The organism is Pseudoxanthomonas sp. LjRoot143 (genome assembly GCF_964252945.1).
Lineage (GTDB): Bacteria > Pseudomonadota > Gammaproteobacteria > Xanthomonadales > Xanthomonadaceae > Pseudoxanthomonas_A.
In genome coordinates this window covers 3039908-3053146 of record NZ_CAXUPM020000001.1, presented here as the reverse complement: position 1 = coordinate 3053146, position 13239 = coordinate 3039908, and the positions used below count along the sequence as shown (strand labels likewise).

Annotated in this window: 15 protein-coding genes; 10 read left to right on the top strand and 5 right to left on the bottom strand. The window is 67.9% G+C overall.

All coding sequences use genetic code 11. From position 1 onward, the window contains the following. The first annotated feature begins 10 nt into the window (after positions 1–10). From ACSQ1W_RS14790 to ACSQ1W_RS14760, 7 genes are all read left to right on the top strand, one after another. Positions 11–565 (top strand): hypothetical protein, encoded by a 555-nt coding sequence (locus tag ACSQ1W_RS14790; protein WP_436044414.1) that lies wholly within the window; start codon positions 11–13, stop codon positions 563–565. Between the two features lie 96 nt (positions 566–661). Further along, the gene (locus ACSQ1W_RS14785) at positions 662–1666 is read left to right on the top strand and encodes a class I fructose-bisphosphate aldolase (protein WP_192272974.1); all 1005 of its coding nucleotides are present in this window, start codon (positions 662–664) and stop codon (positions 1664–1666) included. 225 nt (positions 1667–1891) lie between these two features. Then, positions 1892–2365: a MarR family winged helix-turn-helix transcriptional regulator gene (locus ACSQ1W_RS14780; RefSeq protein WP_192272972.1), complete on the top strand. Its 474-nt coding sequence runs from the start codon at positions 1892–1894 to the stop codon at positions 2363–2365. Between the two features lie 8 nt (positions 2366–2373). Beyond that, positions 2374–3465, top strand: a complete 1092-nt coding sequence (locus tag ACSQ1W_RS14775; RefSeq protein WP_436044413.1) for an HlyD family secretion protein — start codon at positions 2374–2376, stop codon at positions 3463–3465. A 140-nt stretch (positions 3466–3605) separates the two neighbouring features. Further along, positions 3606–5162 (top strand): MDR family MFS transporter, encoded by a 1557-nt coding sequence (locus tag ACSQ1W_RS14770; RefSeq protein WP_436044412.1) that lies wholly within the window; start codon positions 3606–3608, stop codon positions 5160–5162. 1 nt (position 5163) lies between these two features. Next, positions 5164–5550 carry an SMU1112c/YaeR family gloxylase I-like metalloprotein gene (gloA2, locus tag ACSQ1W_RS14765; RefSeq protein ID WP_436044411.1) on the top strand — a complete coding sequence of 129 codons (387 nt, stop codon included), beginning with the start codon at positions 5164–5166 and terminating at the stop codon, positions 5548–5550. Positions 5551–5774: 224 nt separating this feature from the next. Further along, positions 5775–6242, top strand: a complete 468-nt coding sequence (locus tag ACSQ1W_RS14760; RefSeq protein ID WP_436044410.1) for a DUF6265 family protein — start codon at positions 5775–5777, stop codon at positions 6240–6242. 4 nt (positions 6243–6246) lie between these two features. On the opposite strand, the gene cysK is transcribed toward ACSQ1W_RS14760, so the two are convergent. Next, on the bottom strand, positions 6247–7221 hold the full coding sequence (gene cysK, locus ACSQ1W_RS14755; RefSeq protein WP_436044409.1) for a cysteine synthase A: 975 nt from the start codon (positions 7219–7221) through the stop codon (positions 6247–6249). Between the two features lie 23 nt (positions 7222–7244). Continuing rightward, entirely contained in the window at positions 7245–8699 is a 1455-nt protein-coding gene (gene cysG, locus ACSQ1W_RS14750) for a siroheme synthase CysG (protein WP_436044408.1), read from the bottom strand. A 173-nt stretch (positions 8700–8872) separates the two neighbouring features. Between cysG and ACSQ1W_RS14745 the strand changes: the two genes are divergently transcribed. The 3 genes from ACSQ1W_RS14745 to ACSQ1W_RS14735 all read left to right on the top strand — a co-directional run bounded on the left by ACSQ1W_RS14745 (position 8873) and on the right by ACSQ1W_RS14735 (position 10661). Beyond that, positions 8873–9856, top strand: coding sequence for a LysR family transcriptional regulator (locus tag ACSQ1W_RS14745; RefSeq protein WP_436044407.1), 984 nt, complete (start codon positions 8873–8875; stop codon positions 9854–9856). Positions 9857–9933: 77 nt separating this feature from the next. Then, positions 9934–10281 carry a hypothetical protein gene (locus ACSQ1W_RS14740; protein WP_436044406.1) on the top strand — a complete coding sequence of 116 codons (348 nt, stop codon included), beginning with the start codon at positions 9934–9936 and terminating at the stop codon, positions 10279–10281. Further along, positions 10278–10661, top strand: coding sequence for a DUF2809 domain-containing protein (locus ACSQ1W_RS14735; RefSeq protein ID WP_436044405.1), 384 nt, complete (start codon positions 10278–10280; stop codon positions 10659–10661). The genes ACSQ1W_RS14740 and ACSQ1W_RS14735 overlap by 4 nt, the downstream gene beginning before the upstream one ends. 4 nt (positions 10662–10665) lie before the next feature. Here ACSQ1W_RS14735 and ACSQ1W_RS14730 read toward each other — a convergent pair whose 3' ends face one another. The 3 genes from ACSQ1W_RS14730 to ACSQ1W_RS14720 form a co-directional block, all read right to left on the bottom strand. Further along, a complete protein-coding gene (locus ACSQ1W_RS14730) occupies positions 10666–11031 on the bottom strand; it encodes a hypothetical protein (RefSeq protein ID WP_436044404.1) in 366 nt (121 codons plus the stop codon). Between the two features lie 113 nt (positions 11032–11144). Next, positions 11145–11915 carry a LytR/AlgR family response regulator transcription factor gene (locus ACSQ1W_RS14725; RefSeq protein ID WP_436044403.1) on the bottom strand — a complete coding sequence of 257 codons (771 nt, stop codon included), beginning with the start codon at positions 11913–11915 and terminating at the stop codon, positions 11145–11147. Further along, complete coding sequence (locus tag ACSQ1W_RS14720) at positions 11912–13174, bottom strand: sensor histidine kinase (RefSeq protein ID WP_436046203.1); 1263 nt, start codon at positions 13172–13174, stop codon at positions 11912–11914. The genes ACSQ1W_RS14725 and ACSQ1W_RS14720 overlap by 4 nt, the downstream gene beginning before the upstream one ends. Positions 13175–13239: the final 65 nt, after the last annotated feature.

Genomic DNA, 13239 nt, shown 5'->3' with positions numbered 1-13239 from the left:
GGAGTCGCGCATGACAAGGACGAACGCTTACACCCTGCTGTGCATCGCGATCCGCGCTGTGATCGTGTGGGTCGCGGCGAATGCGCTGGTCGGCGTTCCTTCGCTGTTGATCGCGATCCGGCGGGGCGAGATGCCGCTGGGCAGTGAAGGCACATCGCTGATCATCGTGGCGTCCGTGCTCGGTCTACTGGCGCTGGCTTGGCTGTTCGCCGACAAGCTGGCGCGACTGACCCTGTCGAGCCCCAAAGAGCAAGTCTTCGAGAGCGACCTGGAGCCACGCGTCTGGCTCGGACTCGCCATTTCCGTCATCGGCGCGTGGTTTCTGTTCGTCGCCCTGAAAGACGCGGCGTACCTGCTGGTGCGCTGGGTGATCTTTTCGCGTGCGACGCCGGGGTCGCTGACGCTGGACAACGGATTGGACCAGTTGTTGCCGGATGCCATCGCTACCGCGTTCGAAGCCGTGCTCGCGACGGTGTTCCTGCTGCGAGGCCGGGGTATCTCCAACATGATCCACCGTTGGCGCTATGGCGATCTGAAAGCGGAACCGTCGGATCCGGCGATCTAGCGCTCTTGAAACCGGTTGCAACGCTCCTTCATCGCCAAAGCCGCTTGGTCAGTGGGCTATAATTGGTATCTTTCCCGCCGCTTCCCCAGGAACCCCATGAGCATCGAACAGCTTGCCGAAACCGCCCAGGCCATGGTGGCCGCGGGCAAGGGCATCATCGCGATCGACGAGTCCACCACCACCATCGCCAAGCGGTTCCAGGGCGTGGGCATCGAGAACACGGAAGAGAACCGTCGCGCCTACCGCGAGCTGCTGCTCACCACGCCGAAGCTGTCGGACTACATCTCCGGCGCCATCCTGTTCGACGAAACCCTGCGCCAGTCCACCAAGGACGGCGTGCCGTTCGCCAAGTACATGGCCGACCACGGCATCATTCCCGGCATCAAGGTCGACAAGGGCACGCATGCCCTGGCCGGCTGTCCGGGCGAGGTGGTCACCGAAGGCCTCGACGGCCTGCGTGACCGCCTGAAGGAGTACTACAAGCTGGGTGCGCGCTTCGCCAAGTGGCGTGCGGTCATCACCATCGGCGAGGACATCCCCTCCGGTACCTGCATCGAAGCCAATGCGCACGCGCTGGCCCGCTATGCCGCGCTGTGCCAGGAATGCGGCCTGGTGCCGATGGTGGAGCCGGAAGTGCTGATGGACGGCGACCACAACATCGAAGTCTGCTACGAAGTGACGGAAGCCGTGCTGCGCTCGCTGTTCGGCGCGCTGTACGAGCAGAACGTGCTGCTGGAAGGCACCATCCTGAAGGCCTCGATGGTCATCGCCGGCAAGGACTGTGAAGAGCAGGCCGACGTCGACGAAGTGGCCGAGTCCACCGTGATGTGCCTGAAGAGCACCGTGCCGGCGATCCTGCCGGGCGTGGTGTTCCTGTCCGGTGGCCAGACCGACGAGCAGTCCACCGCCCATCTCAACGCGATGAACCAGCTGGGCAGCCTGCCGTGGCCGCTGAGCTTCTCCTACGGCCGCGCCATGCAGCAGGCCGCGCTGAAGCTCTGGTCGCAGGACCTGAAGGGCAACTTCGCCAAGGCCCAGGCCGTGGTGTACGAGCGCGCCAAGGAAAACGGCCTGGCCGCGCTGGGCAAGTGGGAGGGGTAAGCCGCCTCGCCCCCACGAAGTGACTTCGACGCCGGCCTCGTGCCGGCGTCGTCGTTTCCGGCGGTCCTGAGCCACCCGGTTCGCCGTTCCGCGAGCCCGGCGGGGCGTCGTTGTTCAGGATGTGCGCTGAATTCCCTTGAATAGCAATACTTTGGGCATTCCCAAGACTGAACGGGATTTCTCGCCATGAACATTATTGCTTAAGCAGCTATATCATAGGCACCCATGAAGACACCTGCCGGCCAAAGCACCATCGGATACCTGATCGCGGACCTCAGCCGGTTGTTCGGCCGGGTCTTCGACCGCCGCGCCGCCCATCTGGGCCTGACCCGCGTGCAGTGGCGTGCGCTCAAGCGCATCCACACGAGTGAGGGCATCACCCAGTCCGAGTTGGCCGATCTGATGGACATGGAACCGATCGCCGTCGGCCGCGTTGTCGACCGCCTGCAGAAAGCAGGCTTCGTCGAGCGCCGCAGCGATCCGGACGACCGCCGCGTGTGGCGCCTGCATCTGCTGCCGCAGTCCGATGCGGTGATGCACGACATCGAGGCCGTAGCCACCTCCGTCCGCGAGGATTGCCTGGCCGGTATCGATCCCGACGAACTCGCCACGGCGCTGAAGGTGCTCGGCCAGATCCGCGAAAACCTCTCCCTGCTCGACCGCGCCAGCCGCGGCGACTCCTCTCTCCGCAAGAGCTGATACCCACCATGACCAGCAAGATCAACGAGGCCGCCGAGAACGCGGCCAAGACTCCCGCTCCCAAGCGTCGCCGTGTGCCGGTGTGGCTGTGGGTTGCCGGCCCGCTCGCCGTCGCCGGCTTCTTCGGCTGGGAATACGTCGCCTCTGGCCGCGAGGTCAGCACCGACAACGCCTATATCAAGGCCGAGCGCATCCTGATCGCGCCGCAGGTCGGCGGCCGCGTGGTCGAAGTCGCCGTGCAGCAGAACCAGCCGGTGAAGAAAGGCGACCTGCTGTTCCGCATCGACGCCGATCCGCTGACCATCGCGGTGACGCAGAACGAAGCCCTGGTTGCGCGCATGGCCAACAGCGCCAGCGCCAGCCGCGCCAAGGTCGTCGGCACGGGTACCTCGATCCAGGCTGCGCGCGAGACGTTGGCGTGGGCGCAGCGCGACTTCCAGCGCATGCAGCAGCTCGCCGGCCAGCAGCTGGTCTCGCGCAAGATGCTGGACGACGCGCGCCATGCCGTCGCCGAAGCGCGCACTGACCTGGCCGACGCCATCGCCACGCAGTCCGAAGCCACCGCTTCGTTGAGCGGCAGCCCGGGCACGCCGACGCAGGACCTGCCGGAGTATCGCGCCGCGATGGCGATGCTGGCCAAGGCCAAGCTCGACCTGGCGCATGCCGAAGTCCGCGCGCCGGTCGACGGCATCGTCGGCCTGCACGACCTGCAGGTGGGCGAGTACATCAACGTCGGCCAGACCGCGATGCCGTTGGTCGCCACGTCGCCAATCTGGGTGGAAGCCAACTTCAAGGAAACCGAGCTGACGAAGATGCAGGTCGGCCAGGTGGCGACCATCGAAGTCGATTCCTATCCTGGCGTGAAGTGGAAGGCGCACGTGGCCTCCATCGCACCCGCCTCGGGCGCCGAGTTCAGCGTGCTGCCGCCGCAGAACGCCACCGGCAACTGGGTGAAGATCGTGCAGCGCATCCCGGTGCGCCTGGAGATCGACAGCGCCGCCGCCGACGCGCCGCAGCTGCGCGCCGGCATGAGCGCCGACGTGCATGTCGAACTGCGCGACGGCGGCACCGCCTCCAGCCGCGCCACCGCCGCACGCTGAGGTCCTGTTTCCATGTCATCCCGGGCGTGTGCGGACGCGGGCGAGGGCACTGTGGTGGGGCCCGGCCCCGCTGACGCCGCGCCCCGGGTGACCTCTGGATCGCCGTGCATCGCGCACGGCGGTCCCTTCCGGAATTCCCCATGAGTACAACCACCGCTCCTGCCGCCACCGCGCAGGAAGACACCGGCAAGCGCACGCTGCTGGTCGGTTCGGTGATGCTGGCCACGCTGATGCAGGCGCTGGACACCACCATCGCCAACGTCGCGCTGCCGGACATGCAGGGCTCGCTGTCGGCCACCCAGGACCAGGTGTCGTGGGTGCTGACCAGTTACATCGTCGCCGCGGCGATCCTGACGCCGGTCACCGGCTGGCTTGCCGGCCGCCTCGGCCGTCGCCGCCTGCTGATCATCGCGGTCAGCGGCTTCACCGTCGCCTCGCTGTTGTGCGGCATCGCCAGCGGCATCGGCGAGATGGTCGCGTTCCGCATCCTGCAGGGTGTGTTCGGCGCCTCGCTGGTGCCGATCTCGCAGTCGCTGCTGCTCGACGCCTTCCCGAAAGAGAAGCATGGCGCCGCGATGGCGATGTGGGGCATGGGCATCATGGTCGGCCCCATCCTCGGGCCGCCGCTGGGCGGCTTCCTGACCCAGAACTACAGCTGGCACTGGGTGTTCCTGATCAACCTGCCGATCGGCATCCTCGCGCTGCTCGGCATCATGGCCAGCGTCAAGAAGGACGTGCCGCACGAACGCCCGCTCGACGGCATCGGTCTGGGCCTGCTCGCGCTGGGCATCGGTGCGCTGCAGCTGTTCCTCGACCGCGGACAGAGCGAGGACTGGTTCGGCAGCGTCGAGATCCAGATCGAAGCCGCGCTCGCCTTCCTCGCGCTGTATATGTACGGCCTGTGGTGGTGGCGCAAGCGCGACCATGCGCTGCTCGACCTGGGCCTGCTGAAGAATGCGAACTTCGCTGTTGGCTGTGCGCTGATCTTCGTCGTCGGCATCGTGCTGTTCGCCACGCTGGCGCTGCTGCCGCCGTACCTCAGCACGCTGATGAACTACCCGGTGCTGACCATCGGCCTGGTGCTGGCACCGCGCGGCGTGGGCACGATGTTCAGCATGATGATCGTCGGTCGCCTGCTGGGCCGCATCGACGCGCGCTGGCCAATTCTGGTCGGCATGGCCTTGATGGTGGTGTCGCTCCACGGCATGACCCAGTTCGGCCCGAACGCATCGATGGAATCCATCGTCTGGCTCGGCGTGGTGCAGGGCATGGGCCTGGGTCTGGTGTTCGTGCCGATCTCGACCGTCGCCTACGCCACGCTGGAACCGCACCAGCGCACCGAAGCCGCAGGCCTCTTCAGCCTGGTGCGCAACATCGGCTCGTCGGTCGGCATCTCGGTGGTGATGACGATGCTGTCGCGCGCGATGCAGGTGAACCATGCCGAGATCGGCGCGCGCATCCCGGCGTTCGGCGCGGAGACGACACTGCTTCCTGCGGCGATGGATCCGTCCACCGCCACCGGTCTCGCTTTGCTCAATGCCGAGGTCAACCGGCAGGCGGCGGCGATCGGCTATCTCAACGACTTCAAGCTGATGATGCTGTTGACGCTGGTGTCGATGCCGCTGGTGCTGCTGATGCGTGGTGGCAAGGCGCCTTCGGGTGGCAATGCCGGCGCGGATGCCGCGGCGGCGCACTGACATGCGCCTCGCCGGCCTGCACCACGTCGCCATCATCGCGTCGGACTATGCGCGTTCGAAGCGTTTCTACACGGACGTGCTTGGCTTGCGCGTGGTCGCGGAGCATTACCGCGATGAGCGCGACTCCTGGAAGCTCGATCTCGCGCTGCCCGACGGCACCCAGGTCGAGCTGTTCTCGTTCCCGTCGCCGCCACCCCGCGTCTCGCGGCCGGAAGCCTGCGGCCTGCGCCATCTGGCGCTGCGGGTGACCGACCTCGACGAAGCCGTCGCGCATCTGAATGTCCATGGCGTGGCCACCGAGCCGGTGCGCGTGGACGAGTACACCGGCCGCCGCTTCACCTTCTTTGCCGATCCGGACGATCTGCCGCTGGAGCTTTACGAGCAGTGATCTGCTCGTAGTAGGAGCGACGTGAGTCGCGACCGCACTCTATCGGCGGCATCGATCCATGGTCCGTCCCTACGTTGACATGTATCCCGCTCGCTCTTGGGCCTTGGATGTTCAAAGCTCGCGGTTGCGACTCACGTCGCTCCTACATGGGTGAGGAGGTCGCCTGTCTGACCCGACGCCTGCTAAGGTCGCACCACGCGTGATCCGCGGCAGCGAGCGGCCTTATGAAGCACCTGGCGACGTCCTTACTGTTCCTGTCCACCTTGTCGACGGCCGCCCCGGCGTCCGCCAGTGACCTCGACTGGCTGGCTGGCCACTGGTGCGGGCAGCAGGGCAAGACCTTCAGCGAGGAAACCTGGATGGCGCCGCGCGCCGGGCTGCTGGTCGGCATGCACCGCGATACGCGCGACGGCAAGGCGATCGGCTTCGAGTTCATGCGGATCGCGCAACAGGACGGGCGCTGGGTGTTGCTGGCGCAGCCGGGCGGCGCGGCGGTCACCACGTTCCACGCGGCGCGTGTCGAGGAGAATCGCGTGGTGTTTGCGAATCCCGCACACGATTTTCCGAAGCGGGTGATCTATGCGAGGCCGGATCCCGACACGCTGAAAGCGCGCATCGACGATGGTCACGACGACGGCCAGGCGATGGAATGGACGTGGCGGCGCGATTGTGTCGCGCCGCCGTCCAGCTGATCGGTTACGGCAGTGCGGCGTCGCCCAGCGAGGCCAGCCATTCGTCGTCGGAGCCTTCGTTGACGCCTTCGAACAGCGGCGTGGAGAAGTAGCGCTCACCGGTATCCGGCAGCACCGCCAGCAGCACGTCGCCGGGCTTGGCCTTCTGCGCGACCTGCAATGCGGCGGCGACGGTGGCGCCGGCGGAGATGCCGACGAAGATGCCTTCCTCCGCCGCCAGCCGGCGCGACGTGGCGATGGCGTCGACGTCGGTGATCGACAGAATCTCGTCGGCCACTTCGCGGTTCAGCACGTCCGGCACGAAGTCCGGCGTCCAGCCCTGGATCTTGTGCGGCTGCCATTCCTTGCCCTGCAGCAGCGACGCGCCGGCCGGCTCGGACGCAGTGATGCGCACTTCCGGACGCGCGACCTTGAGCACTTCGCCCACGCCGGTCAGCGTGCCGCCCGTGCCCCAGCCGGTGACGAAATGGTCGAGTCGGCGGCCGGCGAAATCGCGCAGGATTTCCGCCGCTGTTGTCTGGCGGTGGTATGCGGGGTTGGCGGGATTGGCGAACTGGCGGGCGAGGAACCAGCCGTGCTGCTTCGCCAGTTCCTCGGCGCGCCGCACCATGCCGCTGCCGCGCTCGGCGGCGGGCGTCAGGATGACCTTGGCACCGTAGGCGCGCATCAGCTTGCGGCGTTCGATGGAGAAGGTTTCCACCATCGTGGCGACGAACTTGTAGCCGCGTGCCGCAGCCACCATCGCCAGTGCCACGCCGGTGTTGCCGGAGGTCGCCTCGACGATGGTGTCGCCGGGCTTCAGCAGGCCCTTGGCCTCGGCGTCGAGGATGATCGCCAGCGCCAGGCGGTCCTTCACCGAGCCGCCCGGATTGAACGATTCGACTTTGGCATACAGCGTGACGTGCTCGGGCGCGACGCGGTGCAGCTTGACGACCGGGGTGCGGCCGATGGTGTCGAGGATGCTGTCGTAAACGGCCATGGGATCTCCGTGGGGGCGTGGGCTCAGGCGGCCTGCAGTGTGGGCGCCGGAAGGTTGCGGGAATGTGTTGGGTGCGGGGCGCCGACCGGCGGCGCGCCGAACCAGTGCAGCGTGCCGGCGAGGGCGGTGACCTCGCCGAGGATCAGCAGCGCGGGCGAATGCACCTGGTGGAAACGCGCGGTTTCGGGAAGATCGGCCAGCGTGCCAGTCACCACGCGCTGGTCGCGACGCGAGCCGTTCTCCACCAGCGCGAACGGCGTGGAGGCGGCGCGGCCGTGGGCGACCAGTCGGTCGCGCAGGCCTTCCAGTCCCGCCACGCCCATGTAGACGGCCAGCGTCTGCCGCTCCTGCGCCAGCGCTTGCCAGTCGAGCGTGTCGAACGAATCCTTGCAGTGCGCCGTCACCAGCCGCACTGCCTGGGCGTGGTCGCGATGGGTCAACGGGATGCCGGCATAGGCGGCGCAGGCGACGGCGGCGGTGATGCCGGGAACCACTTCATAGGGAACGCCATGCGCGTGCAGGAATTCGAGCTCTTCGCCGCCACGGCCGAACACGAAGGGATCACCGCCCTTCAGGCGCACGACGCGCTTGCCGGCGCGTGCGTGTTCGAGCATCAGGGCGTGGATGTCTTCCTGCCGCGTGCTGTGGCCGGAGGCCGATTTGCCGACTTCGATATAGGTCGCGTCGCGGCGACCGAGGCGCAGCACGTCTTCGCTGACCAGACGGTCGTGCAGGATCACGTCGGCTTCGTTCATCGCGCGCAGTGCATTGAGCGTCAGCAGACCGGCATCACCGGGCCCGGCGCCGACGACGGCGACGCTGCCGCTGCGCGTGTTCGCGACGGGCTCGTCCAGCATCGCCGTGAAATGCTGTTCGGCCTGCGCATGCAGCCGCTGCCGGTACAGGCGCGGTAGCGGTCCCGCCAACAGCCTCTCGAAGAAGCGGCGTCGTTCCGCGGGCTGCGGGAAGCGCTGGCGGATGCGCCGGCGCTGGCGGGTGAACAGGTCCGCCAGCGAGGCCCACGAATCGTCCAGCAGGGTTTCGAGCTGGCGTCGCAGGTGGCGGGCCAGCATCGGCGCGCCGCCGCCGCTGGAGATGGCGACCTGCAAGGGGCCGCGTTCGACGATGGCGGGGACCTGGAAGGAGGAGAGTTCGCCATCGTCGACGACGTTGGCGAAGACATGGCGCGCTTCGGCCGCGGCCGCCACCGCGCGGTTGACGCTGGCGTCTTCGGTCGCGGCAACCGCCAGCCAGGCGCCCGACAACCAGGGGGCGTCGAAACGCCCGGCGATCCATTCGATGCGGCCTTCCTCATGCCAGGCCTGCAGGCGCGGCGTGAGGTCGGGCGCGCCGACACGGGGGCGGGCGCCGGCATGCAGCAGGGCCTGGGTCTTCCGCTCCGCCACCGGACCGCCACCGACGACCAGGACCCGGCGGCCTTGCAGGTCGGCGAACAGGGGAAACAGCGGAGCGCTCACGGGCGTCGGGGATTGGCGGCTGGGCTGTCGACCGTACCGGCCCCTCATGGTGGTCGGAAATGACATCCCACCAAAACCATATGCCTTGCAGTTATAAGCAGCGCCCGCTACGGTCCGGACAAATCCTCTACAGTCCAAGGCCCCCCTCCCGTGGGCCCCACGCCCCCGCGCCGATGACGCTGACCCAACTCCGCTATCTGGTGGCGATCGCCGATGCCGACCTGAACATCACGCTGGCGGCGGCGCGCGTGCACGCCACCCAACCGGGCCTGTCCAAGCAACTCAAGCAGCTGGAAGACGAACTCGGCTTCCTGCTGTTCGTGCGCAAGGGCCGCAGCCTGGAGAGCGTGACCCCGGCCGGGCAGGAAGTGATCGACCGGGCGCGGCTGGTGCTGGCCGAGGCCAACAACATCCGCACCTACGCCGCCAACCAGCGCCGCGAGAGCCAGGGCCAGCTGGTGCTGGTCACCACGCACACGCAGGCGCGTTTCGTGCTGCCGCCGGCCATCGCGCAGATCAAGCGCGACTTCCCGCAGGTCAGCGTGCACCTCCAGCAGGCGCCGGAGAGTCAGGCGCTGGACCTGCTGACGCAGGGCGATGCCGACATGGCCGTGGTCAGCACGGCCGGCGACCAGCCGCAGGCCGGCATCGCTGTGCCGCTGTACCGCTGGCGGCGGCTGGTGCTGGTGCCGCGCGGGCATGCGCTGGAACAGCTCGGGCGCGTGCCCGGCATGGCCGACCTCGCCGACCAGCCGCTGATCAGCTACGAGTCGTCGACGCGACCTGGCTCGTCGTTGCAGCGTGCCTTCGCCAAGGTGGGGCTGGAGCCGAACATCGCGCTGACCGCGCTGGATGCCGACCTGATCAAGACCTACGTCCGCGCCGGCCTCGGCGTGGGCCTGTTGGCCGAGATGGCGGTGAATGCCACCGACACCGACCTGCGCGCCTGGCCGGCGCCGGTGGAAGTGAAGGAGTGCATCGCCTGGGCGGTGCTGCCGCGCGAGCGCGTGCTGCGCGACTACGCGCTGGACCTGGTGCGCGCGCTGGCGCCGCAGATCGACCGCCGCGACCTGCGCCGGGTGATCGACGGCAACCAGGACCCGGACTGGCCAGAGCCGCCCACCTGGCAGTCGCTGACCCAGACGATCACCAGCTGAGCGTCCCCCGGCGGTGTGATTGACGCAGTGTGCCTGCGGGAGCGAGTCTGCGCGCATCGCCCCCCGCATCGTGCCCCATGAACCGCATCTCCCGGATGGTCGCCCGCATGTACGCCCCGGCCGTGGTGCTTGCGGTCGGCGGTTTCGCCACGGCCGAGGTGGTGACGCGCACCGAGCGCGCATTCGGCGATCTCACGCCGCAGCGGCTGGCCTCGCTTTCGTTCCTGTTGGCGATCCTGCTGGGTACGGCGTGGGCACTGCATTCCAGCTGGCGCCTCTACCGCTGGGCGCGCGGTCGCGAACTGCGCTGCGCCTGCGGCGGCATGATGTCGCGCATCCGCTACAACCGGCAGCGGCAGAAATACCGCAAGTGCCTCGCGTGCGGCGGCAAGAGCCTCGAGGGCGCACATTGCGGCAGCGCGTGAGGTGGCGGTTCGATCCGGCCGTGGCCGGATGGGCGGCGGGCCTGTTCGTGCTGCTTGTCCTGCTGGCGACCGTCGGCGCGGGATTGGGCTGGCTGCGCAGTTTTGCGGGTGACATCATCGCGGTCGTCTGGGTGTATTGCCTGCTGGCCAGCGTCGTCTGGATGCGTCCGCCCATGCGGCCACTGCTGGCGCTCGTCGCAGGACTGGCGGTGGAGGCGATGCAGTACGTCTGCCAGCAGACGGGCTGGCAGGTGGCTTCGCCGGTATTGCGCATCGTGCTGGGCAGCACGCCCGACTTGCTGGACGTGGTCGCCTACCTGATCGGCTTCGCGCTGGCCTGCCTGCTGGAACGACGAGGTGCTGGCGCGCCGGCAGGCTGAGCGCTCACGAAGGGCAGCGCTCGCCGACCGCCTGCTGCGCGACGCACTCGCGGTAACCGTCGGGCAGGCCACGGATCTCATGCGTCTTGCCTGGCGACAACGCGAAGTCTTCCAGCGTCGTGCGCGCGCAGGCAGCCGGGTTATCGCCCGGTGCGGGCGTCGGGCATTGCTCCGTGTACACGCGGTAATGGCACTGGCCGCTCTCGCTGGCGAAGCATTCGAACTTCGCCACGCCTTCCTTCAGCGTGCTCTTGCTGAAGAGCGTGTCAATCCCGTTTTCGGTGCTGTGGTGGATGGTGGTGACGCTGGGCTTATCGTCGCATCCTGCCAGGGCCAGCAGGCAGGACATCAGGGACGTGATGATGCGCATGGCGTTTTCCTTGGGTGTTCCGTTGGGCAAAGGCATGCCCTCCACGACGCAGGTGCGTCGTGCCGGCGATGCCACGTTGGATGCCGCGCGGGGCGGGCGGGTTTAGAGCGGCGCTACATGTTGCGGAACAGCGTCATGAAGGGCTGGCTGACGGTCAGGACTTCCGGTCGCGTCTTCAGTTTCAGCCGGCCGCGGCCGGTGTCGTCGCGACTGACCGAGGCGACGGCCTTCATGTTGACGATGGTGGAGCGGTGGATCTGCTTGAAGGTGTTCGTGTCCAGCGAGTCGAGCAGCTCGCGCAGCGGCGTGCGCAGCAGCGACTCGCCGTCGGCGGTCATCACGGTGGTGTACTTGTTGTCGGCCTGGAAGTAGGCCACGTCGTCCACCATGATCAGCTTGGTGTCCTTTCCGGCGCTGGCGGTGATCCACACCAGCGGCGGCTTGCTCGGCGTGCCCTGGCGCGCCGACAGGTGGCGCAGCAGTGCGTCCAGCGTGGCGCCATCGGGATGGCCTGCGGCCGCGCGCGCCTGGATGCGCTGCACGGTGGCGAGCAGGCGTTCGCGCGTGATCGGCTTCAGCAGGTAGTCGATGGCGCCCTGTTCGAAGGCATCGATCGCGTACTGGTCGTAGGCGGTGACGAACACCACCTGCGTGCGCGGGCTCGCTTCAGCCAGACCACGCGCGACCTCGATACCGGTCAGGCCCGGCATGCGGATGTCGAGGAAGGCGACGTCCGGCTGCAGCTCGGCGATCGATTCCAGCGCGCTGGCGCCGTCCTCGCATTCGGCCACGATGTCGAGCTGCGGCCAGGCTTCCTTCAGCAGCGAGGACAGCGCGGTACGCAGCAGTTCCTCGTCTTCGGCGATCACGCCCCGGAAGTTCATGCGGCACCCGTGGTGCCGTCCAGCGGCAGCGTCAACGTGGCGGCGACGCCACTGGGGAAGTTGGACACGATGGCGAACGAGGCGTTGCCACCGAACGTCAGGCGCAGGCGTTCGCGCAGGTTCTTCAGGCCGATACCGGTGCCCGTGCTCTGGCCACCGAAGCCCTGGCCATCGTCGGCGACGGTCAGCGTCGCGTGGTCGTCGTGCTGGCGCGCCAGGATCCAGATGGTGCCTCCGCCGGTCTTCGGTTCAAGCCCGTGCTTGATCGCGTTCTCGACCAGCGTCTGCAGCATCATCGATGGCATCGGCACCGACTTCAGCGCCTCCGGCACCTCGATCTGCATCGACAGGCGGCTGCCCATGCGGATCTTCAGGATCTCCAGGTAGGCCAGCGTGAGCTGCAGCTCCTCGCCCAGCGTCGACAGGCTATCGTCGGTGCGCGGCAGTGAGCTGCGCAGGTACTGGATCAGATGGCCCAGCATCACGTCGGCGCGCGGCGGATCGGTGCGCGTCAGCACCTGCGCGCTGGCCAGCGTGTTGTAGAGGAAGTGCGGTTCCACCTGCGCGTTGAGCAGGTTCAGGCGCGCCACCGTCAGTTCCTTCTCGCTGACGGTCTTCACCACATCGGCCTGCTCCTGCCGGCGCTGGTCGGCGACGCGGCGGGTGATGGCGCGGGTGACGGCCTCGGCGTTCTCCACGTTGACGCCGTCGTCGAGCACGAACAGGTCCAGCCAGGCGCTCGCATCCGGTCCCACCATCAGGGTGATGCTGCTGGTGCCGTTGCCGGGCGTGACCGTGGCCTGCACCAGGTCGCGCTTCACCGCGAAGCGGGCCATGATGTTGAAGCGCGAGGGCTGGCTGGGGCCGTCGAAGCTGTCCACGCGGCGCACCTTGACCCGCACCTGCAGGCTGTCGGGCGCGCTTTCCGCTTCTTCGGCGCGGGGGAGTTCGCGTAGCGCGCCTTCGATCAGCGCGAACGCGGCGGCGGTATCCAGTGGCACTTCGATCTGCCGGCGCTGCCGGCTCGACAGCGCGGCGCTGTCCAGGCGGCCGGTGATCAGCCAGATGCGGCGCAGGTGGCTGATCAGGCCGATCAGTACCGAAATCATCACCAGCGTCGCGGCCAGGTTGAACAACCAGCTCGCGCCGCCCGCCAGGAAGGTCCGGTCGAAGAGGCCGTTCCAGACCAGGCCCGCCATCAGGATCGCGACGAACCAGGCGATGAGGATGCGGATGATCAGGAGCAGGCTGGGGAACACGTCGGACACCACGGCTTCGGGAGTGCCGTGGAGGATAGCCCGCTGGTCCGCAGAGGGAAGGGGGA